The organism is Allobosea sp. NPDC055332 (assembly GCF_053645455.1).
Genome location: NZ_JBSHMO010000005.1, coordinates 31,802 through 54,239, shown reverse-complemented (window position 1 = coordinate 54,239; position 22,438 = coordinate 31,802). Strand labels below are relative to the sequence as shown.

20 protein-coding genes are annotated in these 22,438 nt (G+C 67.6%); 10 read left to right on the top strand and 10 right to left on the bottom strand.

Going from position 1 to position 22,438, the window contains the following annotated elements; genetic code table 11:
• Window positions 1-8 precede the first annotated feature (8 nt).
• Window positions 9-4,847, bottom strand: a complete 4,839-nt coding sequence (locus ACWIGM_RS25695; RefSeq protein ID WP_454028818.1) for an NAD-glutamate dehydrogenase — start codon at window positions 4,845-4,847, stop codon at window positions 9-11.
• A 177-nt stretch (window positions 4,848-5,024) separates the two neighbouring features.
• Between ACWIGM_RS25695 and ACWIGM_RS25690 the strand changes: the two genes are divergently transcribed.
• Both ACWIGM_RS25690 and ACWIGM_RS25685 read left to right on the top strand, forming a co-directional pair.
• Window positions 5,025-5,618, top strand: a complete 594-nt coding sequence (locus ACWIGM_RS25690) for a peroxidase-related enzyme (RefSeq protein WP_454029400.1) — start codon at window positions 5,025-5,027, stop codon at window positions 5,616-5,618.
• A 327-nt stretch (window positions 5,619-5,945) separates the two neighbouring features.
• Window positions 5,946-6,311: a DUF2794 domain-containing protein gene (locus tag ACWIGM_RS25685; RefSeq protein WP_092163128.1), complete on the top strand. Its 366-nt coding sequence runs from the start codon at window positions 5,946-5,948 to the stop codon at window positions 6,309-6,311.
• Between the two features lie 80 nt (window positions 6,312-6,391).
• On the opposite strand, the gene ACWIGM_RS25680 is transcribed toward ACWIGM_RS25685, so the two are convergent.
• The 3 genes from ACWIGM_RS25680 to ACWIGM_RS25670 form a co-directional block, all read right to left on the bottom strand.
• Window positions 6,392-7,168, bottom strand: a complete 777-nt coding sequence (locus tag ACWIGM_RS25680) for a Bax inhibitor-1/YccA family protein (RefSeq protein ID WP_454028817.1) — start codon at window positions 7,166-7,168, stop codon at window positions 6,392-6,394.
• A gap of 217 nt (window positions 7,169-7,385) precedes the next feature.
• Window positions 7,386-9,980, bottom strand: a complete 2,595-nt coding sequence (locus ACWIGM_RS25675; RefSeq protein ID WP_454028816.1) for an ABC transporter permease — start codon at window positions 9,978-9,980, stop codon at window positions 7,386-7,388.
• 1 nt (window position 9,981) lies between these two features.
• Window positions 9,982-10,695: an ABC transporter ATP-binding protein gene (locus ACWIGM_RS25670; protein WP_454028815.1), complete on the bottom strand. Its 714-nt coding sequence runs from the start codon at window positions 10,693-10,695 to the stop codon at window positions 9,982-9,984.
• A gap of 178 nt (window positions 10,696-10,873) precedes the next feature.
• On the opposite strand from ACWIGM_RS25670, the gene ACWIGM_RS25665 reads away from it, so the two are divergent.
• The 4 genes from ACWIGM_RS25665 (at window position 10,874) to ACWIGM_RS25650 (ending at window position 13,579) form a co-directional block, all read left to right on the top strand.
• Window positions 10,874-11,467 carry an arylesterase gene (locus tag ACWIGM_RS25665; RefSeq protein WP_454028814.1) on the top strand — a complete coding sequence of 198 codons (594 nt, stop codon included), beginning with the start codon at window positions 10,874-10,876 and terminating at the stop codon, window positions 11,465-11,467.
• 73 nt (window positions 11,468-11,540) lie between these two features.
• A complete protein-coding gene (locus ACWIGM_RS25660; RefSeq protein ID WP_454028813.1) occupies window positions 11,541-12,596 on the top strand; it encodes an aldo/keto reductase in 1,056 nt (351 codons plus the stop codon).
• Between the two features lie 88 nt (window positions 12,597-12,684).
• A complete protein-coding gene (thpR, locus tag ACWIGM_RS25655) occupies window positions 12,685-13,263 on the top strand; it encodes an RNA 2',3'-cyclic phosphodiesterase (protein WP_454028812.1) in 579 nt (192 codons plus the stop codon).
• 13 nt (window positions 13,264-13,276) lie between these two features.
• Window positions 13,277-13,579: a 4a-hydroxytetrahydrobiopterin dehydratase gene (locus tag ACWIGM_RS25650; protein WP_454028811.1), complete on the top strand. Its 303-nt coding sequence runs from the start codon at window positions 13,277-13,279 to the stop codon at window positions 13,577-13,579.
• Here ACWIGM_RS25650 and ACWIGM_RS25645 read toward each other — a convergent pair.
• From ACWIGM_RS25645 to ACWIGM_RS25635, 3 genes are all read right to left on the bottom strand, one after another.
• The gene (locus ACWIGM_RS25645) at window positions 13,576-14,760 is read right to left on the bottom strand and encodes a GNAT family N-acetyltransferase (RefSeq protein WP_454028810.1); all 1,185 of its coding nucleotides are present in this window, start codon (window positions 14,758-14,760) and stop codon (window positions 13,576-13,578) included. The genes ACWIGM_RS25650 and ACWIGM_RS25645 overlap by 4 nt on opposite strands.
• Window positions 14,761-14,762: 2 nt before the next feature.
• Complete coding sequence (locus ACWIGM_RS25640) at window positions 14,763-15,416, bottom strand: DUF6875 domain-containing protein (RefSeq protein WP_454028809.1); 654 nt, start codon at window positions 15,414-15,416, stop codon at window positions 14,763-14,765.
• Between the two features lie 93 nt (window positions 15,417-15,509).
• Window positions 15,510-16,253 carry an RluA family pseudouridine synthase gene (locus ACWIGM_RS25635; protein WP_454028808.1) on the bottom strand — a complete coding sequence of 248 codons (744 nt, stop codon included), beginning with the start codon at window positions 16,251-16,253 and terminating at the stop codon, window positions 15,510-15,512.
• Window positions 16,254-16,324: 71 nt separating this feature from the next.
• Between ACWIGM_RS25635 and ftsY the strand changes: the two genes are divergently transcribed.
• Window positions 16,325-17,494 (top strand): signal recognition particle-docking protein FtsY, encoded by a 1,170-nt coding sequence (ftsY, locus tag ACWIGM_RS25630; RefSeq protein WP_454028807.1) that lies wholly within the window; start codon window positions 16,325-16,327, stop codon window positions 17,492-17,494.
• Window positions 17,491-18,114 (top strand): septation protein A, encoded by a 624-nt coding sequence (locus ACWIGM_RS25625; RefSeq protein WP_454028806.1) that lies wholly within the window; start codon window positions 17,491-17,493, stop codon window positions 18,112-18,114. The genes ftsY and ACWIGM_RS25625 overlap by 4 nt, the downstream gene beginning before the upstream one ends.
• A 5-nt stretch (window positions 18,115-18,119) precedes the next feature.
• Here the strand turns inward: ACWIGM_RS25625 and ACWIGM_RS25620 are convergent, their stop codons facing one another.
• Window positions 18,120-18,971, bottom strand: a complete 852-nt coding sequence (locus ACWIGM_RS25620) for an SDR family NAD(P)-dependent oxidoreductase (RefSeq protein WP_454028805.1) — start codon at window positions 18,969-18,971, stop codon at window positions 18,120-18,122.
• Between the two features lie 134 nt (window positions 18,972-19,105).
• On the opposite strand from ACWIGM_RS25620, the gene ACWIGM_RS25615 reads away from it, so the two are divergent.
• Complete coding sequence (locus ACWIGM_RS25615; protein ID WP_454028804.1) at window positions 19,106-20,059, top strand: LysR family transcriptional regulator; 954 nt, start codon at window positions 19,106-19,108, stop codon at window positions 20,057-20,059.
• On the opposite strand, the gene ACWIGM_RS25610 is transcribed toward ACWIGM_RS25615, so the two are convergent.
• Window positions 19,980-20,765: an SDR family NAD(P)-dependent oxidoreductase gene (locus ACWIGM_RS25610; RefSeq protein ID WP_454028803.1), complete on the bottom strand. Its 786-nt coding sequence runs from the start codon at window positions 20,763-20,765 to the stop codon at window positions 19,980-19,982. The genes ACWIGM_RS25615 and ACWIGM_RS25610 overlap by 80 nt on opposite strands.
• Window positions 20,766-20,937: 172 nt before the next feature.
• Here ACWIGM_RS25610 and ACWIGM_RS25605 point away from each other — a divergent pair, with 172 nt between their 5' ends.
• Complete coding sequence (locus ACWIGM_RS25605; protein ID WP_454028802.1) at window positions 20,938-21,318, top strand: YkvA family protein; 381 nt, start codon at window positions 20,938-20,940, stop codon at window positions 21,316-21,318.
• Window positions 21,319-21,322: 4 nt separating this feature from the next.
• Here ACWIGM_RS25605 and ACWIGM_RS25600 read toward each other — a convergent pair whose 3' ends face one another.
• Window positions 21,323-22,294 carry an NADPH:quinone oxidoreductase family protein gene (locus ACWIGM_RS25600; RefSeq protein ID WP_454028801.1) on the bottom strand — a complete coding sequence of 324 codons (972 nt, stop codon included), beginning with the start codon at window positions 22,292-22,294 and terminating at the stop codon, window positions 21,323-21,325.
• Window positions 22,295-22,438 lie beyond the last annotated feature (144 nt).

Sequence of the window (22,438 nt, the reverse complement as noted above, 5' to 3'; positions counted from 1 at the left end):
GGCTGGCTTTACCGACGCGGTAGGTCGGCCAGCATGCCGGCCGCCACCATCAGCTTTGGCAGCGAGAGGCCCGACATGGCAATGGCCGAGACGGTGGCACGGGTGCGTTCGGCATCGGCACCGCGTTCCGCGAGCCAATCCTTCAGTGCGTCGGGGCCGGATTTGCCGGTGGCGATCTCCTGCGTCAGCCCGGCATGGGCGTCGGTCAGGGTCTCGACCGCTCGCTGACGTGCAAGGCGCTCATAGTCGTCGGTCGCCGGAACGGCTGCCGCTGCTGCGGCCAGCGTCGAGAAGCCGAAGGTCGAATCGGTACTGAAATGAATCCGCGCCACCTCGACGATGTCACGCTTGGTGCGGCTGGCGATGTCGACGATGTCGGTCGCCTCGGCGAGCCAGGGCAGACTGGCGACACGCACGGCCAGCGCCTCGGGCACATCCTCGGCCATCAGCGCCGCGATGCGGGCATTGCGTGCCTGGGCCGCCGCCTCTGGCAGCAATTCGGCGAGCGCGCCCTCCAGCGCCGCGACGCCCTTGGCATAGTGCGCCACGGTCTGCTCGATCGCGCCGGGCTTGGCGACGCCACGACGCAGGAACCAGCGCATCCGGTCGACGACCAATTCCTGCGCGGCGGCATAGAGGCCGGTCTGGGTCTTGCCCGGCAGCTTGGCGTCAAGCGCGTCGATGGCGCCATTCAGCGTGATCAGGTCGAAGGAATCGCGGGCGACGGCGTAGGCCGCGGCGATCGCCGGGGCCTCGGCGCGGGTCTGGTCGACCAGCATCGAGACGATGGCCGGGCCGCCGCGGTTGATGATGGCGTTGGCGAGCTGGGTCGCAACGATCTCGCGGCGCAGCCTGTGCCCGGCGATCTCCTTGCCATAGCCCTCGCGCAGCGGCTGCGGGAAATAGCGGACGAGCTCGCTCTTCAGATAGGGGTCGTCGGGAATGGCCGAGTCGAGCAGCGCGTCATGCAAAGCGAGCTTGGCGTAGGCCAGCAGCACGGCGAGTTCCGGCCGGGTCAGGCCCTCGCCGCGCTTCTCGCGCTCGATCAGCACCGCGTCGGAGGGCAGGTACTCGACGCCGCGGTCGAGCCGGCCATCCTCCTCGAGCCGCACCATCAGCCGGCGCAGATGCGGACTTGCCTGGATGCCCTGCGCCTCGGTCAGCGAGAGCGCCAGACTCTGCAGGTAGTTGTTGCGCAGGACGAGCAGGCCGACCTCGTCGGTCATCTGCGCCAACAGGGCATTGCGCTTCTTCTCGGGCAGGCGCCCGTCGCGGACGGGGTCCGCGAGCGCGATCTTGATGTTGACCTCGACGTCGGAGGTGTTGACGCCGGCCGAGTTGTCGATCGCGTCGGTGTTGAGCCGCACGCCGTTGCGGGCCGCCTCGATGCGGCCGCGCTGGGTCGCGCCGAGATTGGCGCCCTCACCGATCACCTTGGCGCGCAGATCGGAGCCGGTGACGCGGATCGCGTCATTGGCGCGGTCGCCGACCTGCGCGTCGGTCTCGTCGCTGGCGCGGATATAGGTGCCGATGCCGCCAAACCAGAGCAGGTCGACCGGCGCCTTCAGGATTGCGGTCATCAGCTCGGCCGGAGTGACCTGGGCCTTGTCGAAAGCGAGGGCCTGCTGGGCCTCGGGCGAGAGCGGAATGCTCTTGGCCTGGCGCGAGAAGATGCCGCCACCCTTGGAGATCAGCGACTTGTCGTAGTCGGCCCAGGAGGAGCGCGGCAGGGCGAAGATGCGCTGGCGCTCGGCCAGGCTCTTGGCCGCATCCGGATCGGGATCGAGGAAGATGTCGCGATGGTCGAAGGCGGCGATGAGCTTGATCGCCGGCGAGAGCAGCATGCCGTTGCCGAAGACGTCGCCCGACATGTCGCCGACGCCGGCGACGGTGAAGGGCGTCGTCTGGATGTCGACGTCGATCTCGCGGAAATGGCGCTTCACCGCCTCCCAGGCGCCGCGCGCGGTGATACCCATGCCCTTGTGGTCGTAGCCCTGCGAGCCGCCGGAGGCGAAGGCGTCGCCGAGCCAGTGATGCTTCTCGGCCGAAAGCGCATTGGCAGTGTCGGAGAAGGTCGCGGTGCCCTTGTCGGCGGCGACGACGAGATAGGGATCGTCGCCGTCATGACGGACGGTGTCCGCGGGCGGCACGATTTTCTCGCCATCGAGATTGTCGGTGAGCTCGAGCAAGGTGCGCACGAAGATTCGGTAGCTCTCGGTGCCCTCGGCGAGCCAGGCTTGGCGGTCGCTCGCCGGCGGCAATTGCTTGGGCACGAAGCCGCCCTTGGCGCCGACCGGGACAATGACCGCGTTCTTGACCTGCTGGGCCTTGACCAGGCCGAGCACCTCGGTGCGGAAGTCCTGCGGCCGGTCGGACCAGCGCAGGCCACCGCGTGCGACCTTGCCGAAGCGCATATGGACGCCCTCGACCCGCGGCGAATAGACGAAGATCTCGTAGAGCGGGCGCGGCAACGGCATGCCGTCGACCTGGCCGGAGGCAAACTTGAACGAGATCGTGCTGCGCGGATGTCCGTCCGGGCCGATCTGGAAGAAGTTGGTGCGCAGCGCTGCGTCGATCAGATTGACGAAGCGGCGCAGGATGCGGTCCTCGTCGAGGCTGGTGACGTCGGCGAGCGCGGCTTCGATGCGCTCGCGCTCCGCCTTCACCTGCTCAGCCCGCTTCTTCTCGGAGAGGCGGGGATCGAATTTGGCGATGAAGAGCTTCACCAGCCCGGTGGCGATGCCGGAATGGCGGGTCAGTGCGTCGGCGATGTAGTCCTGCGCATAGGGGGCGCCGACCTGGCGCAGATAGCGTCCGAGCGCCCGCAGCAGCGCAGCCTCACGCCAGGCGAGGCCGGCGGCGAGCACGAGTTGGTCGAAGCGGTCGGATTCGGTGAGGCCGCGGAACTGCGCCATCAGCGCCGCCTCGATCGTCGGATCGAGGTTCTCGATGTCGATCTCGCCGCCGCTGGCGCGCTCCAGCGTCATGTCGTGCAGCCAGACGCGGGTGTCGGCGCTGCCGCCGCCGTTCTGTTGCGGCGTGATGTTGAAGGTGCGCTCGTTGACGACGCGGAAGCCCATGTTCTCCAGCATCGGCACGCGCTCGGAGAGCGAGATCGCGGCGCCGCGCGAGAACAGCTTGAGGTTGGCCCGGGTCGGCCCGTCGCCCTCGCGGCGGTAAAGGTTGACCGCGCGCGGGCGCTCGTCAGACAGCTTCTGCAGCATGTCGACGTCGATCAGCGCGTCCTCTGCGGAATAGCGCTCGCGATAGGCGGCGCCGAAGGCTTCGGCATAGCGCTCGGCGAGGGAGCGTGCGGCGGGGCCGGCCTTCTGCGCATCGAGCGCGTCCTTCAGCCCGTCGCTCCAGGTGCGGACGATCGCGGCGATGCCGGCTTCCAGCGTGTTGCGGTCGACCTTGGGCGTGCGGCCCTCGTCGCGGCCGATGATGTAGTGCGTGCGGGAGAGCGGGCCTTCCGGATAGGCCGGATAGGCGGCCGAGAGGCGGCCCTGGTAGACACGGGCCAGGAACTCCCCGACGCGGCGGCGCACCGTGGTGTCGTAGCGGTCCTTCGGGATGAAGACGAGCGCCGACACGAAGCGGTCGAACTCGTCGGCGCGGGCGAGCGCGCGGATGCGCGGCCGCTCGGTCAACTGCATGATGTCGAGGGCGAAGCGCTCCAGCGTCTCGACGTCGATCTGGAAGAGCTCGTCGCGCGGGAAGGCGTCGAGCACGTTGTAGAGGGCGCGGCCGGAATAGCTCGACGGGTCGAAGCCGGTGCTCTTGAGCACGCGCGCGACCTTGAGGCGCAGATAGGGAATGGCGCGGGCGCTGCCGGTATAGGCGTTCGAGGTGAGCAGGCCGACGATGCGCAGTTCACCGTCGAGCCGGCCGTCGGCGGTGAAGAGCTTCACGCCGACATAGTCGAGATGGACGCGGCGGTGGACGCGGCTCTTGACGTTGGCCTTGGTGATGATCAGCGCCTGCGGCTTGGCCAGGAAAGCGCGAATCTCGGGCGTCATCACCACGAGCTCGCGGTTCTTGCGCAGCACCCGGACATCCGGGTCGCGCAGGATGCCGAGGCCGGAGGAATCGACCGGGTCGGCGGCGGTGTCGCCGCCGGCGAAGCGATAGGCGCGTACGCCGAGCAAGGTGAAATTGTCGCTGGCGATCCATTCGAGGAAATTGAGCGCCTCGGCGACCTCGTCCTCCGGCAGCGGCGGCGGGTTGGCACGGTAGGACTGGATCACCTCGGTGATGCGCCCGCGCATTGCGGCCCAGTCGTCGACGGCGAGGCCGACATCGACATAGACGCGGGCGAGGCCAGCCGCGAGGCGGTCGCGCGCTTCGGCCGTGTCGATCCGGTCGAGATGGATGTGGATCAGGCTTTCGCGGCGCGTGCCTTCGACGGCGCGTCCGGACGCCTCGCCGGCGAGCGACTGGAAGGTGCCATCGTCCTTGCGCACCACGGCGAGGATGGGGTGGGCGACCAGGCGCGGCTCGTAGCCTTGCTCGGTCAGCTCGGCGAGGGTCGAATCGAGCAGGAACGGCTTGTTGTCGTTGACGACCTCGAGGATCGTGATCTGGCGTTCGCGCCCATCCTCCTTCACCGCTTCGTCGCGGAAGCGCAGATTGGGCTCACCGGGTTTGCGCGACCCGCTGAGATGGGCGTAGGCGGCGTCAGCGGCGCGGGCGAGTAGCTCCGGCGGCAGGGCGACGAGGTCCTCGGCGACGGTGCGGCCATAGAGCAGCTTGGGGAATTCCGCGGGCATCGCCGAACCGAGCTCGTGGGCAGCGGCCTCGATCGCGGTGACTGCTGCAGCCGTGGCATTCGCTTCGCGCTTGGCCATAGTCTTCTTCCCCCTGCTATTTTGCCGAGCGATGACATAGCTCACCGGCCGCTGCAACTTTCGTCGGATGCCGGCAGCCAGATTGCACCAATATGGCGCGGAGACGGCAAGTCGTGTCCGATCCGCGCGGATATCAGCGCGAGGAGTGCAGAGATGACGAAGAAGCATGACAAAGCGATGGTGGGTGAGCAGCCTGCGAAGCAGGACGCGCCGCCGGCCGTGATGGCACTCGCGCTGCCGCAGGCTGAACTTTCGCAGGAGATGCAGGCCTATTTCGCCAAATGCGAGGAGAAGCTCGGCTATGTCCCGAACGTGCTCACCGCCTATGCGCATGACGATGCCAAGCTCCAGGCCTTCGCCGCCTTCTACAACGATCTGATGCTGGCGCCGTCCGGCCTCTCGAAGCTGGAGCGCGAGATGATCGCGGTCGCGGTCTCCAGCGTGAACCGCTGCTATTACTGCCTGACGGCGCATGGCCAGGCGGTGCGCCAGCTCTCCGGCGATGCCGTGCTCGGCGAGATGATGGTGATGAACTATCGCGCCGCGCAGCTCTCGCCGCGCCACCGCGCCATGCTCGATTTCTCGGTGAAGCTGACGGAAGAGCCGCACAAGATCGAGGAGGAGGACCGGGAAGGCCTGCGCAAGGTCGGATTCGGCGAGCGCGACATCTGGGACATCGGGGCCGTGGCGGCCTTCTACAACATGTCGAACCGGATCGCTTCGGCCGTCGATATGCGGCCCAATGCCGAGTATCACGGCGCTTCGCGATAGAGATCCGGACAAAGAAAACGGCCGGCGGAAACCGCCAGCCGTGAGTTGGCCTCGACTCGTTGGCCCGGCCCGCCGCAGCGCCGGAGGGGCTGGGGGGCTGACGTGTCCGGAACCGGGCAAGCCGGGCCGCCGAGGCAACGAATCGGAGTTGAACGCCGCAACGGGGCGCTCGCTTGGCGCAAGCGCGGCAAAATCATGGCAATCGTGCCGAGGTTGGCGATGGCGGCGGGATCGTCATCAATCTGTCTTGCTGCGCCCTTGCCAGCGCCGGGGGGCGGGCGCATCATCCCTTGCCGGATAATCGCCGGTAAACGAACAGGAGGCGCGATGAGCGAAAGCGAAACTCCGCCAGGTCAGCGAGCGGGCGCGGTCGTCGCCTTTCCGGCTGCCGCGCCCTCCTCGGTGACCTTCGACCGGCGCGAGCTGAACGAGCTGTTCAATCTCTATGGCCGCATGGTCGCGGCCGGCGAGTGGCGCGATTACGCCATCGATTTCCTACGCGACAAGGCGCAGTTCTCGGTGTTTCGGCGCACGGCCGAGGTGCCGCTCTACCGGATCGTCAAGGACCCGTCGCTGGCGCGGCGCCAGGGCGCTTATTCGGTGGTGACCGCGACCGGGCTGATCCTGAAGCGCGGTGCCGAGCTCGGGCGGGTGCTCAAGGTGCTCGACAAGCGGCTGAGCGTGGTGAACTGACGTCGCTCGACGGGCGCTGCCCAAACGAAAAGCCCCGGCCGTGAGGCCGGGGCTTCGTGTTTCTCAGGCTGTCGCCCGAATCACTCCTGCTTGGAGCCGAAGAGCGAGAGCAGCATCTGGAACATGTTGACGAAGTTCAGGTAGAGCGACAGGGCGCCGTTCACCGAGAGTTTCGCGGCCGACTCGGAGTCCATGTCCGAGTACAGGTACATTTCCTTCAGGCGCTGCGTATCCCAGGCGGTCAGGCCGGCGAAGACCAGCACGCCGATCACCGAGATGGCGAAGGACAGAGCGCTCGAGGCCAGGAAGATGTTCACGACCGAAGCGATCACCAGGCCGATCAGGCCCATGATCAGGAACGAGCCGATGCCCGACAGCGACTTCTTCGTGGTGTAGCCGAACAGGCTGAGGCCAGCGAAGGAGGCCGCGGTGATGAAGAACACCTTGGCGATCGATTCACCGGTGAAGACCACGAAGATCGACGACAGTGAGATGCCCATCACCGCCGCGAAGGCGAAGAACATGGCGCGCGCGGTCGAGGAGCTCATGCTCTCGGCTTTGAACGAGAAGAAGAAGATGAAGGCCAGCGGAGCCAGCATCACCACCCACTTCAGCGGGGAAAGGTAGAGCGCCTGGCCGAGCGGCGTCAGCGCGGTGACCTTGCCCGAAGGCGAGTAGCCGGCGATCGCCAGCATCGAGATGCCGATCGCCATCAGGCCGGTGATGGCCAGGCCGATGCTCATGTTGTTGTAGACGCCGAGCATGAACGAGCGCAGGCCCTGGTCCACCTCGACGGCGCTGGTCTGCTGGGCGCGGCCGGCGCCCCAGACCTGAGCGTTGCGGTCGAAATCGCTCATGGAGAGAGTTCCCCTTGAAACTGTGCCGGGCGGACATCGCCCTTGCGAGGCCCACCGTCGCGCACCATCGTGGCGACAGTGCGAAATATGAGGGGGATCACGCGGCCTTACAAGAGGCAAGCATGGTTAGCGTCGCTGCCGGCATAGAAATTCGCCGGCCAGTCGATGCAACATTACCGTCTGTCCATGTTTATGCCGCGCTGCGATGAGTCAGAACTCATAAATTCCTCAGATGAGAAGCAGGCGCTTTCGATAGTATCTGCAGGGTTCCGATCAATCCGAACACGACCGTGACCACGACAGCTGCAGTCGCTGCGATGACAGCGCCTGTCGGATCGGGAACGAAATCTATCTTCATCACTTGCGTGACGACACCCCAGCCCGCCACGGCACCTGCCAGCAGCCCGAACAGGGCTGAAACGACGCCGATGCCTGCGTATTCGAGGACGTACGACGAAAGTATGAAGCGACGGGTGGCGCCGAGCGTCTTCAGGATCATCGCGTCATAGAGCCGCGCCCGCTGCCCGGCCGCCAGAGCGCCTGCCAGGACCAGCAGGCTGGCGCTGATGGCGAGGCCGGAAGCGCCGCGAATCGCGCCGGCGAGCTGGCCGACGATGGTGTTGACCGCCTCCAGCGCGTCCTTGACCCGGACCGCTGTCACTGCCGGAAAGGCGATGGCGAGCTGGCGCATCAGGGCAGGATCGCCGGTCGCGGGCGTCGCGCCGTTGTCGGTCACGGTGGCAAGGTTGGTGTGCGGCGCACCGGCGAAGGTGTTCGGCGAGAACACCATGACGAAGTTGATCCCGAGCGAACGCCATTCGATGTCGCGGAAATTGGCGATGCGCGCGGTGATGTTGCGGCCGAGCACGTTGACGGTGAGCCTGTCGCCGAGCTTGAGGCCGAGACCCTCGATGGCGCGGGCGTCGAAGGAGACCAGCGGTTCGCCGCGATAGTTCTCCGGCCACCACTCGCCCGAGGCGAGCCTGGAGGCCTCGGGCATGGCGGCGGAATAGGTGATGCCGCGATCACCCTCCAGTACCCAGGCCATCTGCTCGCTCGCCTTGATCTGCTCGGCGGGGACGTCGTTCACGCTGACGATGCGCCCGCGCATCATCGGCACGCGCTCGACATGCGCGCCAGGGCGCTGCTCGGCGAGGAAGCGGTCGAACTCCGCTGCCTGGGCATTGGGAATGTCGAGGAAGAAGAAGCTCGGAGCCTTCTGCGGCAGCGACTGGGTCAATTGCCGCCGCAGGCTGACGTCGATGAAGGCGAGCGTCGAGAGCAGTGCGACGCCAAGGCCGAGCGACAGCACCAGCGAAGGCGTTAACGCGCCGGGTCGATAGATATTGGCGAGCGCCAGGCGCAGCGCCGGCTGGCGTGGGCGCCCGGCGCGACGGGCCAGCGCCATCAGACCCCAGGCGATCAGGCGCAGCAGCAGGAAGACAGCGCCGGCGGCGCCGATATAGATCAGCGCGATGCGCCGGTCATAGGCGAAGACGAGCGCGACGCCGACGAGGCCGGCGAGCGCGGCGAGGAAAATCGCCCGGTAGGTCCAGCGTGGCTGGCGCCGATCGGGCTCGATCTGATCGCGGAACAGGGCCGAGACCGGCACGTCATGGGCGCGGCCAAGCGGGATGATGGCGAAGACCAGCGCGGTCAGCAGGCCGTAGAGTGCGGCCGTGGCGAGCTCGGCAGGGGCGAGCGTCGGCTCGAAAGGCAGCGGCACGATGTCGGCGAGCGCATAGCCCAGCGCGAAGGGCGCGGCGGCGCCGAGCGCCAGCCCGATTGCGATGCCGAAGGCGGCGACGAGCATGACCTCGGTCAGGTGGATGGCGACGACGCGGCCGCCGGTGGCGCCGATTGCCTTCAGCGTGGCGAAGTCGAGCCGCTTGGCCTCGACGAAGCGACGCACCGCATTGGCGACGCCGACGCCGCCGACCAGCAAAGCGGTCAGGCCGACCAGGGTGAGGAATTGGGTGAAGCGCTCGATATTGCGCTGGAAGTTGGGCGCGGCATTGGCGCGCGAGCGGATCTCCCAGCCGGCATTGGGCTGTTCGCGGGCGGCGCTGGCCAGGAGTGCGTCGAGCGCGGCGTCGGTGCTGGCGCCGTCCGGCAGGATGACGCGGGCGGTCCAGCGCACCAGGCTGCCGGGCTGGAGCAGGCCGGAAGCCCGTAATGCCTCCTGCGAGAGGATCAGGCGCGGGCCGAAGCCGACCCCGGCAGCAATCTTGTCGGGCTCTGAGGCGAGACTGGCGCGGAGTTGCACCCGGGCCGAGCCGATCAGCACGGTGTCGCCGGGCTTGAGGTCGAGCCGGCCGAACAGGACGGGATCGGCGATGCCGCCATAGGCGCCGTCGCGCAGCGCGAGGAGATCGGCGGCCGGCTGGGCCGGATCGGTGCGCAATTCGCCGATGCTGGGATAGGAGCCGTCGACCGCCTTGACCTCGACGAGGGCGGCGCCCTTCTCGCCGGCATTGGCCATGCTGCGCAGGGTCGCGATGGTCGAGACGCTGCCATGTCGGGCGAGGAAGGCGCGTTCCTCCGCGGTCGGCTCGCGATGGATCAGGCTGAAGGCGGCGTCGCCGCCGAGAATCCGCCGCCCCTCGCGGCCGAGGCCTTCGCTCAGGCCACGCGACGAAGAGGAGACCGCGGCGATCGCCATGACGCCAAGTGCCAGGCAAGCGATGAAGACACCGAAGCCACGCAGGCCACCGCGCAGATCGCGCCAGGCGAGACGCAAGGCCAGCTTCAGGCCGACGGGGCGGCGTGTCGGAGCGGAGGGGGAAGCGGATGGTTTGACGGGCGCGTGCATCTCAGATCGCCAGCGCCTCGGTCCCAGCCTCGGTCTCGATGCGGCCGGCGCGCAGCCGCACGGTGCGATCGCAGCTCGCGGCGAGCGAGAGATCGTGAGTGACGAGGACGAGAGTGGCACCGCGCTCGCGCCGGAGCGCGAAGATCAGGTCGACGATCGAGCGGCCGGTGCTCTCGTCGAGATTACCGGTCGGCTCGTCGGCGACGAGAATCGCTGGATCGGGCGCGACCGCACGGGCGATGGCGACGCGCTGCTGCTCGCCGCCGGAGAGCTGGGCCGGGTAGTGGTCCATGCGTTCGCCGAGCCCGACATTGCGCAATTCGGCCGCGGCGCGCTCGAAGGCATCGTCGACGCCGGCGAGCTCCAGCGGCAGCGCGACGTTCTCGCGCGCCGTCATGGTCGGCACGAGGTGGAAAGACTGGAAGACGATGCCGATATGCCGGCCGCGGAAGAGGGCGAGCGCATCCTCGCCGAGCACGCCGAGATCCTGGCCGGCGACCTTCACCAGACCGGAATCGGGTCGCTCCAGTCCGGCCATGGTCATCAGCAGGGTCGACTTGCCGGAGCCGGACGGGCCGACGAGGCCGGTGGCCTGGCCTTGCGGGATGGTCAGCGAGACGCCCTTGAGGATATGGACGCGGGCGGCGCCACGCCCCAGACTGAGCTCGACATTGTCGAGTTCGATAACCGCCGGGGTTCCTTCGCTCACCGCCATGTTTCCGCTTTCATCCCATCCGATGCCGTCGCTTCGACTGCCATTCCAAGCCGAAGGGACCAGAACCGCCATGCGTCGCGCCGCCAACCGATATGGGCGCTTACTGCCGCGAATCCAGCTGTCGCCGCGCATTTGGGCGGCGATGCTGCTCGTCTTCGCCAGCCTGGGTTCCTTTTCTATGAACAGCTCCGCCATCGCCCAGACCAAACCGCTCAAGCTGGTCGCGCTCGGCGACAGCCTGACCGCTGGCTACAACCTGCCGGGAAATGCGGCATTTCCGACGGTGCTGGAGAAGATGCTGCGCGACAAGGGGATTTCGGTCGAGATCGCCAATGCCGGCGTCTCCGGCGATACCTCGCAGGGCGGGCTGGAGCGGCTCGACTGGTCGGTGCCGGATGGGACCGACGGCGTCATCGTCGAGCTCGGCGCCAATGACGCCCTGCGCGGCGTCGATCCGGCGCTGACCGAGAAGTCGCTTGACGCGATCGTGACCGGGCTGAAGGCGCGCGGCATCCCGGTCCTGCTCGCCGGCATGTATGCGCCGCGCAGCAACGGCCCGGACTATGTCGCACGTTTCGACGCGATCTATCCGAAGCTTGCCGAGAAACATGGGCTCATCCTCTATCCCTTCTTTCTGGACGGGATCGCCGGGGACCGGGTATTGAACCAGCCCGACATGCTGCATCCGAAGGCTGAGGGCGTGCGCGTTATCGCGCAGCGCATCCTGCCGACGGTGGAGCGATTCCTTTCCTCCCTGCGCCCGCGCTCCTGAGCGGGGCGCATCCTGCCATCACCTCAGTCATGCGCGGCGCGTTTCGGTGCGTCCGCCATCGGAGCCTTTCGCCATGGACTACCGCCGTCTCGGCCGCACCGACCTCAAGGTCTCGGCGATCTGCCTGGGTACGATGACCTTCGGCCAGCAGAACACGGAAGCCGAGGGCCATGAGCAGATGGACTATGCGCTCGACCAGGGCGTGACCTTCTTCGACACGGCCGAGCTCTATTCGATTCCGCCCAAGGCCGAGACGCAAGGGTCGACTGAGCGGATCATCGGGACCTGGTTCAAGGCCCGCGGCAATCGCGACAAGGTGATCCTCGCCTCCAAGGTCGTCGGCCGCTCGGCCAATGACTGGTTCCGCGACGACAAGGGCCCGACCCGCGTCAATCGCAGGCAGATCGAGGAGGCCGTCGACAAGAGCCTGAAGCGGCTGCAGACCGATTATATCGATCTCTACCAGATCCATTTCCCCGACCGGCCGATGCAGTGGGGCTCGAACCCGTCGCGCTTCCACCAGGCAGCGTTCGAGCAGGCGCAGGACGAGACGCCGTTCGCCGAGCAGCTCGACGCCTTCGCGGCGATCGTCAAGGCCGGCAAGATCCGCCATCTCGGCCTCTCCAATGAGAGCGCCTGGGGCACGATGAATTTCCTCGCCGAGACCAAGGGGACTGATCGGCCGCGCGTGCAGTCGATCCAGAACGCCTACAACCTGCTGAACCGGACCTTCGAGACGGCGCTGGCGGAGATCGCCATGCGTGAGCAGGTCGGGTTGCTCGCCTACTCGCCGCTGGCCCAGGGCTATCTCTCCGGCAAATATCTCGACGGCGCGCGGCCGGCGGGAGCGCGCACCACGCTGTTCGATCGGGCCCAGCGCTACCAGACGCCAGGCTCGGAACTGGCGATCAAGGCCTATATCGCGCTCGCCCAAGAGGCTGGTCTCGATCCCGTGCAGATGGCGCTGGCTTTCGTGACTTCGCGCTGCTTCCTCACCTCGAACATCATCGGGGCGACCAGCATGGACCAGCTCCGGACGGCGATCGGCTCGGCTTCGGTCGCGATCTCGCCCGAGCTCGGGGCGAAGATCGACGCCATCCATCAGCGAGTCGGCAACCCCTGCCCATGAGCAGGAAGCAGAGCCGGCTTGTGAACAGCGGCGGACGGTGCGAGGCTGCCGTCTCGCCAGAGTCACAAATACTTGGCACTGATTCGCCATGCCCCGGCTATTCACTGCCCTGGAAATTCCCGCTGAGGTCGCCTCGAGCCTGACGCTGCATCGCGGCGGGTTGATCGGCGCCCGCTGGATCGAACCCGCCGACTACCACGTCACCTTGCGTTTCCTCGGCGATGTCGACCGGCGCACGGCCCATGATGTCGACAGCTTCCTGCACGATGTCGGCGGCGAGCCGCTGACGATCACGCTCGACCAGCTCGGCAGCTTCGGTGGCGATCGGCCGCGCGCGGTTTTTGCGCGCGTCCAGCCCTCGCAGAAGCTCAACGAGCTGCAGGCCGAGCTGGAACGCTTGATGCGGCGGCTCGGGCTGCCGGCTGAATCACGCAAGTTCACGCCGCATGTGACGCTGGCGCGATTGCGCGATGCCTCGCCGGCCGATGTCGCGCATTATCTCGCCTTGCATCCGATCGTGCGGCCAATCAGCTTCACGGCGCGGCGCTTCGCGCTGATGTCCTCCCGTGATTCGATCGGCGGCGGCCCCTATGTACTGGAGGCAGCCTATCCGCTCGGGTTGTCCTACCCGAATCGGCCCAGCGGCGCGATTTCGCAGCGCAGGTGAAGGAAGCGACGACATGGGACATGAGCGTCCGAAGCGCCTGAGCCCGGAGGCCCGCAAGGAAGCGCTGTCGGTTCTGACGGGCTGGACACTGGTCGAGGGGCGCGAGGCTATGAGCAAGCGCTTCGTCTTCCGCGATTTCAACGAGGCCTTTGGCTGGATGAGCCGGGTGGCGCTCCTGGCCGAGAAGCTCGATCATCACCCGGAATGGTCGAATGTCTACAAGACGGTCGAGGTGACGCTGTCGACGCATGACGCAGGCGGCCTGACCGAGCTCGACGTCAGGCTGGCGCGTGCCATGGACGCGATGGCGAGCTAGCCTGGCGCTGCGAGCCGCCGGACCCAGCTGGCCGGCAGGCGCTTGGCGATGGCCTTTAGCGTCGGTCGCAGATGCGGCAGCGCAAAGTCGCAGGCAAGCTGTCCGCGCCAGCTCAGCGGCACGGTGAAATCGCACACCGGCACGGCCCCGTCGGCGTGCTCGCGCTTGTACGGGTCGGCCGGCGCCAGAAGATCGAAGATCGAATTGCCGCGCGCCCTGGCTCCGGCGAAGGCATGGTGGACCAGCACGCGACCCAGGCCCTCTCGTTCGAAAGCGGGATCGCTGGCGATGACGTGGCCGAAGCTGCGGCCCTTGCAGTCGAAGGACAGGTCGATCCCGATCGGGCGGCCGTCGCAGGCGATGACGGACAAGCGCAGGCCCGTCTCGTCCTTCGGGTCGGCGGCGAGGGCGGCGAAGAAGCGAGCGAAGCGCGGATCCACGACGGCGGGCGCGATGATGCCATGCTGCACGAGCGCGTCGCGTTTCATGGCAATGGCCTGGTCGGCCAGCGCACGCGCCTCCTCGCCCGGCACGTGGCTGATGAAGCCGACCTCGCCACGCTCGGCGAGGCGGCGTAGACGACGACGGTAGCTGGAACGGTCACGCGGAGGATAGGCCAGGCTCGGTCCATCCGGCGCGACCCGCAAGGCGAGATCAGCGAACAGGGCTTCTTGACTCACCACCGGAGTGGACACAGCGAGCCTGTTGCAATGCGCGAGCGCGCCGTCTGTCCTGACAAGGCGCAATTCGACAAGATCGATGCCGAGCCGGCGCAGTGCCTCCCAGCCACGCTCGAGCCAGTATTCGCGCCGCGGACCGGGCTCGACCAGGACGTCACCGAACTGCGCGACCGGCGTACCCATCAAACGCGCCAGCTCGAGGCCGAGGCGGCGCCGGCGCTCCAGGGGCCAGAGCATGACCAGGCGGCCGGCCTCGCGGCCGACAACGAGGCAAAGGCGATCATCGGCAACGAGATAATGGTCGCACCAGTGCCGCAGGAAGGCGTGGCGCTGGAAGAGCTGGTGCGGCAGGCCGGCGCGGGCAAACAGCCCATCCCATTCCGGCTTGAGGGCCAGAAAGGCGTCGCGGCCGGTGAGAATCTCGACGGCAAAGCCGGTCGCTGCCCTGCCATCGGGCGAGGGCGATCCTTCGGCGACCGCCTGCACGGGCTTGGCGCGCATCCTCAACCCTGGCCGCGAAGATGGTCGATCAGGCGCCGTCCGCCTGCCAGGCGGAACTTCGCGAGATAGGGCACGAGCAGAAGTGGATGACGCGCCGCAAAGGGGGCGTCGTGCTCGACCATATGGCGGATGGCGAGGACGGGCAGCGGCGCCCGCAAGGGCCGGAAGTCGCGATTCCACAACCCCGGCGCCTCCGAACCTTCGTACATCAGCCCGACCATCCGGCTGCGCGCGAGCGAATAGAATTTGTGCCGCTTCTGCACCCGCTGCAGCATCGCGATGCCACGCTCATCGGCGCAGTTCGGGAAGCCGACGATGACGGTGCGGAAATGCGCCATGCCGGGCTTGGACACAATGGCGTCGAGCGCGCCGAAACTGCCGCGGATCAGAGCGAAGGCGCGCTCCTCCTCCTCCGGGTTCGCCGAGCAGATTGCGAGCCTTGCCGTGTCGATGCGTGCGGCCTGGCGGGTGAAGGGGCAGACGGCGCCGGTGCGGCCGAGATCGGGGTGCTCGCGCATCAGATAGGCCTCGACCCAGCCCAGCAGTGTGGCGAGCGCCGCGTTGGCTGCGGGGTCAGCGGCGATATCGGCGCGCGCCTGCGCAAAGCTCAGCAGCGCATCGCGCGCTTGTGCCGTTCTCGCCACCCTGTCCAGCATGAAACGCCCCACGCTCGCTGCAACCGGGGATAGCAGGCGCGCCTTAGGGAATGGTTGACGAGGTCTTGTCGCAGGTAGCGGCGGCGTTAGGGTTTAGGAAAGCTTATCATCGGCAGTCCAACCGCAGGCCGCGAGCGCTGCCTGCATATGGGGCGGTGGCGGGGCGCTCACTCTCACCGGCTCGCGCTTCGGATTGAGCGGGATCGCAATCCCCTGCGCATGCAGATGAAGGCCGGTGCTGGCATCACGTGGCGCCGAGCCGTAGATTTCATCGCCCAGGATCGGCCCGAAGCTCGAGGCACAATGCACGCGCAATTGATGCGTGCGTCCGGTGAGTGGTTCGAGCGCGAGCCAGGCGATGACAGCGCCATCGCGCCGGCCGCGGCCGAGCACACGATAGCGTGTCTGCGAGGGCAGACCTTCCGGGTCCGGTTTCATCCACCAGCCGCGCTCGGGTGAGCGCTTCGCCAGGGCTAAGTCGATCAACCCCTCGTCATCGGCCGGCCCGCCCTCGACCACGGCCCAATAGGTCTTGTCGATGCGGCCATCGCGAAAGAGCTGGTTGAGCTGCGCCATGGCACGCGGATGGCGGCCCAGCACGAGGCAGCCGGAGGTGTCCTTGTCGAGCCGGTGCGCGGCCTCCGGCCGCCGCGGCAGACCGAAGCGCAGAGCATCGAGATGGTCGGTCAGCACCGGGATGATGCGGCCTTTCGCCGCCGGGCCACGATGGACGGGAAGCCCCGCCGGCTTGTCGATCACGAGCATCATCGCGTCGCGATGCAGCAGCGCGAAGGGCAGATCGTCCTGCGAAAGGGCTGGTCGCTCGGGGCTCGTCATGGCATTGCGCTAAACCAAGACTTCACCGCCATGCAACCCGAAGCTCGCCGCTCGCAGCGGCAGGACGCGCGATGAGCGAGACCGAACCGAAGAAACGCGGCTTCTTCTCGAAGCTTTTCGGACTGGATCAGCCGGAGCAGGCGCAGCCGCCGGAGCCCGCACCTGCGCCCGCGCCGGAACCGCTGGCCGAGCCCGTTGCCGAGGTCGCTCTCGAGGTCGAGCCCGAGACGCCGCTCGCGCCCGAGATCCTGCTGGGTGAGGATGCCCCCCTGCCGATCACGGTGCCGGAGCCTGTGACGGAACCGGTGCAGCCCAGGCGCAGCTGGTGGCGCCGGCTGCGCGACGGGCTCTCGCGCACCTCGTCGGCGCTCACCACCGGCATCAGCGACCTCTTCACCAAGCGCAAGCTCGACGCGGCGACGCTGGAGGATCTGGAGGACATCCTGATCCAGGCCGATCTCGGCCTTGCGACCTCGGCCAGGATCGCCAAGGCGGTCGGCGACGGGCGCTATGACAAGCAGATCGAGCCCGAAGAGGTGAAGGCGATCCTGGCGCGCGAAGTCGAGGCGATCCTGACCCCGGTCGCCACGCCGCTTGCGATCGACGCCACGAAAAAACCGTTCGTGGTCCTGATGGTCGGGGTCAATGGCTCGGGCAAGACGACGACGATCGGCAAGCTCGCGGCCAAGTTCCGGGCCGAGGGCAAGTCGGTGATGTTGGCAGCGGGCGATACCTTCCGTGCCGCGGCGATCGAGCAGCTCAAAGTCTGGGGTGAACGGACGGGTGCTGAGGTCGTCGCCGGCCAGCAGGGGGCCGATGCGGCCGGGCTGGCCTTCGAGGCGCTGCAGAAGGCGAAAGCCGCGGGCACTGACGTGCTGCTGATCGACACGGCCGGGCGGCTGCAGAACAAGACGGGGCTGATGGACGAACTGGCCAAGGTGGTGCGGGTGATCCGCAAGCTGGATCCGCAGACGCCGCATGCGGCGCTGCTCGTGCTCGACGCCACCGTCGGCCAGAATGCGGTCAGCCAGGTCGAAGCCTTCCGCGAGACGGCCGGCGTCACCGGCCTGGTAATGACCAAGCTCGACGGCACGGCGCGCGGTGGCATTCTCGTGGCCCTGGCTGCCCAGTTTGGCCTGCCCGTACATTTCATAGGCGTCGGTGAGAGCGTCGACGATCTCGAACCGTTCTCGGCACGGGATTTCGCCCGCGCCGTTGCAGGACTGGGAGAAGCGGCATGAACGGCGCGGCGGGCAATCCGACCGAGACCAAGCCGATCAATCCGCTGGTCAAGCTCGCGCTCGAGTTCGGGCCGCTGGCGATCTTCTTCTTCGTCAATTCCTATGGCGATCGCTGGTTCGGCGTCGCCGAGGACCGGCGCATCTTCGTCGCCACCGGCGTCTTCATCACGGCCTCGCTGATCGCGCTGGTGCTGTCGAAGCTCGTGATGAACCATCTGCCGCGTATGGCGATCGTCAACGCCGTGGTGGTGACGGTCTTCGGCGGGCTGACGCTGGCGCTCGACGATGCCTTCTTCATCAAGGTCAAGCCGACGATCGTGAACACGCTGTTCGGCTGCATCCTGCTCGGCGGGCTCTATTTCGGCCGCTCGCTGCTGGCGCTGGTGCTCGACAGCGTGCTGCAGCTCGACGAGGAGGGCTGGCGCCGGCTGACGCTGCGCTGGGGCCTGTTCTTCTTCGTGCTCGCGGCCCTGAACGAGGTGGTCTGGCGCACCCAGACGCAGGATTTCTGGGTCGCCTTCAAGGTCTGGGGCGTGATGCCGCTGACCATGATCTTCGCGCTCGCCCAGACGCCACTGATCCTCAAGCACGAGATCAAGCGGCCGGAAGTGACGGAGTAGCCGTCTCAGGCCAGCCCGCCGCCATCGACGCCGATGGTCTGGCCGTTGACATAGGACGCCGCCGGGCTTGCCAGCCAGAGCACGAGCTCGGCGACCTCCTCCGGCCGGCCGATGCGCTTCGCCGGATAGGCGGTTGCGAGCTGCTCGTTCGTTACCTTCCAGTCGCGCCGCACACGCTCCAGCATCGCGGTCTCGATCGGACCGGGCGCGATCGCGTTAATGCGGACGTCGAGCCCGTATTCCTGCGCTGCCGCTTTGGTCATGTGGATCACCGCCGCTTTGGAAGCGCCGTAGCCGACGATGTTCGGGAAGGCGTGGCGGCCGCCGATCGAGGCCATGTTGACGATCGCGCCCTTGCTTGCGACCAGATGCGGCAGCGCGTGCTTCATGGCGAGGAAGACGCCGCGCAGATTGGTGGCGATCAGATCGTCGAAGCCATCCGTCGCGGTCTCGGCGATCGGCGCAGGTGGCTTGTCGGCGCCGGCATTGTTGAAGGCGATGTCGAGCCGGCCATAGCGGGCGATCACCGCATCGACAAAGGCTTTCACCTGCGCCTCATCGCGGACATCGGCCCGGAGATAGAAGGCGTCGCCGCCTTTGGCGCGAATGCCGGCCTCCACCTCTCGGCCAAGCGCTTCGCGCCGGCCGCAGAAGGCGACCCTGGCACCTTGCGCGGCAAAGAGCTCGGCGGTGACACGGCCGATGCCGGAGGTGGCGCCGGTGATCAGCACCACCTTGCCGGCAAAGGCGCCGGACGGAGCCGGCTGGGCACGGGCGGTGGCGATCAGGCCGATGCCGAGGCTGGCGGCCATGGCGGTGCGGATGAAGGTGCGGCGATCGTTGCTTGCATTGGTCATGGCGGTCTCCCTGCTGAGGCTGTTGAGCCGGTGCGGGAACCCTAACCAAGGGCGATCCTTACGATAATCCGCTGTATTCTGAACGAATCTTTCAGTATTGCTACACAATGCAACGCGGCGATCTCGACGGGCTCGTGGCCCTTCTGACCGTGGCGGAGAAGCGCTCCTTCACCGCGGCGGCGGCAGCGCTCGGCGTCACGCCCTCGGCCGTCAGCCAGAGTGTGCGGGCACTCGAACAGCGGGCCGGCGTCGCGTTGCTGGCGCGCACCACCCGTGACGTTGCTCCCACCGAGGCGGGTCGACGCTTCCTGGAGCGGGCGCGGCCGGCAGTCGACGATATCCTCGGCGCGTTCCGGGAGGCGGCGAGCCTGGGTGACCGACCGAGCGGCCTGCTCCGGCTCAACATCCCGCGCGTGGCGCTGCCGAGCCTGATCGAGCCGATCCTGGCCGAGTTCTGCACGCGCTATCCGGAGGTTCAGGTCGAGATCCATGTCGACGACCGGCTCGCCAACATCGTCGCCGAGGGCTTTGACGCGGGCATCCGCATTGGCGAATTGGTCGAGGCCGATATGGTTGCGGTGCCGCTGAGCACGCCGTTCAAGCTCGCGGTGGTCGGCTCACCCGACTATTTCGAGAGGTATGGCCGGCCGCAGCGCCCGGAGGAGCTGAAGCGGCACGCCTGCATCAATTTTCGCCAGAGCGACCGCAGCCTCTACCGCTGGGAGTTCGAGGAGGGCGGGCGTGAGTTTGCGCTCGCCGTCGACGGGCCGATCATTGCCAACGAAGCCAATGTGATGATCTCGGCCGCGGTGATGGGGCTTGGCCTCGCCTATATGCTCGATCCCGTCGCCGAGCCGCTCTGCCGGCGCGGCTTGCTCGAGCGCGTGCTCGAGCCGTTCTGCCCGCAGACACCGGGCTTCTTCCTGTATTTTCCCTCACGCCACCAGGTCCTGCCGAAGCTGCGAGCCTTCATCGACTTCGCCAGGACGAGATGCGATAGGAAGCTGGCTATTTCGGCGCCAGCCGGATCGCGCCGTCCAGGCGGATCGCGGTGCCGTTCAGCATGTCGTTCTCGACGATGCTCTTGACCAGCGCCGCATATTCCGAGGCCCGGCCGAGGCGCGAGGGATGCGGCACCGAGACGGCGAGCGAGGCGCGGGCTTCGTCCGGCAGGCCGGCGAACATCGGCGTTTCGAACAGGCCGGGCATGATCGTGACGATGCGGATGCCGACCCCCGCGAGATCGCGCGCGATCGGCAAGGTCAGGCCGACGACGCCGGCCTTGGAGGCGGCATAGGCGGCTTGGCCGATCTGGCCGTCCTCGGCGGCGACCGACGCCGTGCAGACGAAGACGCCGCGGCCGCCATCCTCGGTGATCGGATCGAGCGCCGCGAGCGCCACCGCCGATTTGGCGATCAGGCGGAAGGTGCCGGTCAGGTTGATCGCGACCGCCTTCTCGAAGGTGGCGAGGTCATGGGCGACGAGCTCGCCGGTGTCGCGCTTCTTCGAGACGACGCGGCGGCCGGGCGCGATGCCGGCGCAGTTGACGACGATGCGGGCGACACCATGGACGGCGCGGGCCTTTTCCAGAGCCGCGTCGACCGAGGCCTCGCTGGTGACGTCGCAGGCGCAGAACAGCCCGCCGATCTCCTGGGCGACTTGTTCGCCGCGCTCGGCATTGAGGTCGAACAGAGCGACCTTGGCGCCATGGCTGGCGAGCATGCGTGCCGCGCCCTCGCCGAGGCCGGAGGCGCCGCCGGTGACGATGGCGGCGATGGAGGAGTCGAGCTTCATGGCGTCCCTCGCGTCTTCTGATAGTGCTGCATGGGGTTTAGAGGCGCGATGCCCGGCATCCAAGAGGGTTCGACGTGCGATTCTGAGTCGATCCCTTGTGCAGCCCTTCATGCGGGGCCACATTTTTGCGTCGATGGCGGGCTAGAGATCTGGCGCGCCAAGGGAGAGAGGAATGAGCGACAGCTTCGGTTTCGGACAGCGTTTCACCCCCGATGAGATGGCGTCGATCCGCAGGAGCCTGCGTGACGAGGCGCGCTTTGGGGCCGAGTTCATCGCCCGGCTGAAGCGGGTGGCGAAGCGCATCCCCTTTGCGGAGGACCTGCTCGCGGCCTGGGTTTGCACGCGCGATCCCTCGACGCCGCGGCGTGTCAAGCTGACGCTGCTGGCGGCGCTCGGCTATTTCGTGCTGCCGCTCGACGCGATCCCGGACGTGATGCCGCTGCTCGGCTTCACCGACGATGCCGCGGTGATCGCCGCTGCGCTCGCCGCCGTCGCCGGCTCGATCACGCCACAGCACCGCCAGAAGGCCAAGGAGATGCTGACCGATCTCTGATCGGTCAGGGCACCAGCACGACCTTGCCCTGGACCTTGCGCCCGGCGATCAGCGCGAGGGCTTCCGCCGCCCGCTCCAGGGGATAAGCGCCATGGACATGGGCCCGGATCTTCCCGGCTGCGGCCCAGGCGAGCAGGCGCTCCATATTGGCGCGATGGCCGGCCGAATCGCGCCGGACGAAATCGCCCCAGAACACGCCGCGCAGGTCGCAGCCCTTCAGCAGCAGGAGGTTGAGGGGGATCCTAGGGATCTCGCCGCCGGCGAAGCCGACGACGAGATAACGCCCGCCCCAGCCCATCGCGCGCAGCGCCGGCTCGGCGAGTTCGCCACCGACCGTGTCGTAGAGCGCGTCGAGGCCATTGGGAGAAAGACGCCGCAGGCCGGCGCGAAGGTCGGCGGCGGCATAATCCAGCCCCTCCTGTGCGCCATGCTCGCGGGCGAGCGCGAGCTTCTCCGGCGAGGAAGCGCAGGCGATCACGCGCGCGCCGAGCAGGGCGCCGATCTCGACGGCGGCCAAACCAGCACCGCCGGCGGCGCCGAGGATAGCGAGTGTTTCACCCGGCCGGATGTCGCCGCGCTGGATCAGCCCGTGCAACGCCGTGCCATAGGTGACGAAGAGGCCGGCGGCCTGATGATCGTCGAGCCTGTCGGGAATCCGGATCGCTGCCTCGGTAGGAACGATGACGATCTCGCGGGCTGCGCCATGGCCGAGCCAGGCGGCGACGCGCTCGCCGACCCGCCATTGCGTGACCCCCTGGCCGACGGCGCTGACCACGCCGGCGCATTCGGCCGAGGGCGAGAAGGGCAGCGGCGGCTTCACCTGGTAGCGGCCCTGGATCACCAGGGTGTCGAAGAAGTTGAGCGCCGCGGCTTTGACCCGGATCGCGATCTCGCCCGGCCCGGGCTTGGGCTCGGCCAGGTCGCGGATCACCAGATTCTCCGCTGGCCCGAGGGCTTCGCACAGCAGCGCCTTCATCGATCCTCCATCCCTCGTTCGCTCGGTTCCTTCGCAGCTGCACAAGGCTGGCACAGGCGTAAGCCGAACGGAACCGGGTTGGCACTCTCTCTAAACTATTGAAGGAGAAGGCGTCATCGGCTCGGCGCGCCCGCAGCAGCCATT

Bases quoted from the DNA above. Each gene is read 5' to 3' on its own strand.
- ACWIGM_RS25695 (WP_454028818.1), bottom strand. From the start codon at position 4,847: ATGGCCAAGCGCGAAGCGAATGCCACGGCTGCAGCAGTCACCGCGATC.
- ACWIGM_RS25690 (WP_454029400.1), top strand. From the start codon at position 5,025: ATGGTGGGTGAGCAGCCTGCGAAGCAGGACGCGCCGCCGGCCGTGATG.
- ACWIGM_RS25685 (WP_092163128.1), top strand. From the start codon at position 5,946: ATGAGCGAAAGCGAAACTCCGCCAGGTCAGCGAGCGGGCGCGGTCGTC.
- ACWIGM_RS25680 (WP_454028817.1), bottom strand. From the start codon at position 7,168: ATGAGCGATTTCGACCGCAACGCTCAGGTCTGGGGCGCCGGCCGCGCC.
- ACWIGM_RS25675 (WP_454028816.1), bottom strand. From the start codon at position 9,980: ATGCACGCGCCCGTCAAACCATCCGCTTCCCCCTCCGCTCCGACACGC.
- ACWIGM_RS25670 (WP_454028815.1), bottom strand. From the start codon at position 10,695: ATGGCGGTGAGCGAAGGAACCCCGGCGGTTATCGAACTCGACAATGTC.
- ACWIGM_RS25665 (WP_454028814.1), top strand. From the start codon at position 10,874: ATGAACAGCTCCGCCATCGCCCAGACCAAACCGCTCAAGCTGGTCGCG.
- ACWIGM_RS25660 (WP_454028813.1), top strand. From the start codon at position 11,541: ATGGACTACCGCCGTCTCGGCCGCACCGACCTCAAGGTCTCGGCGATC.
- thpR (WP_454028812.1), top strand. From the start codon at position 12,685: ATGCCCCGGCTATTCACTGCCCTGGAAATTCCCGCTGAGGTCGCCTCG.
- ACWIGM_RS25650 (WP_454028811.1), top strand. From the start codon at position 13,277: ATGGGACATGAGCGTCCGAAGCGCCTGAGCCCGGAGGCCCGCAAGGAA.
- ACWIGM_RS25645 (WP_454028810.1), bottom strand. From the start codon at position 14,760: ATGCGCGCCAAGCCCGTGCAGGCGGTCGCCGAAGGATCGCCCTCGCCC.
- ACWIGM_RS25640 (WP_454028809.1), bottom strand. From the start codon at position 15,416: ATGCTGGACAGGGTGGCGAGAACGGCACAAGCGCGCGATGCGCTGCTG.
- ACWIGM_RS25635 (WP_454028808.1), bottom strand. From the start codon at position 16,253: ATGACGAGCCCCGAGCGACCAGCCCTTTCGCAGGACGATCTGCCCTTC.
- ftsY (WP_454028807.1), top strand. From the start codon at position 16,325: ATGAGCGAGACCGAACCGAAGAAACGCGGCTTCTTCTCGAAGCTTTTC.
- ACWIGM_RS25625 (WP_454028806.1), top strand. From the start codon at position 17,491: ATGAACGGCGCGGCGGGCAATCCGACCGAGACCAAGCCGATCAATCCG.
- ACWIGM_RS25620 (WP_454028805.1), bottom strand. From the start codon at position 18,971: ATGACCAATGCAAGCAACGATCGCCGCACCTTCATCCGCACCGCCATG.
- ACWIGM_RS25610 (WP_454028803.1), bottom strand. From the start codon at position 20,765: ATGAAGCTCGACTCCTCCATCGCCGCCATCGTCACCGGCGGCGCCTCC.
- ACWIGM_RS25605 (WP_454028802.1), top strand. From the start codon at position 20,938: ATGAGCGACAGCTTCGGTTTCGGACAGCGTTTCACCCCCGATGAGATG.
- ACWIGM_RS25600 (WP_454028801.1), bottom strand. From the start codon at position 22,294: ATGAAGGCGCTGCTGTGCGAAGCCCTCGGGCCAGCGGAGAATCTGGTG.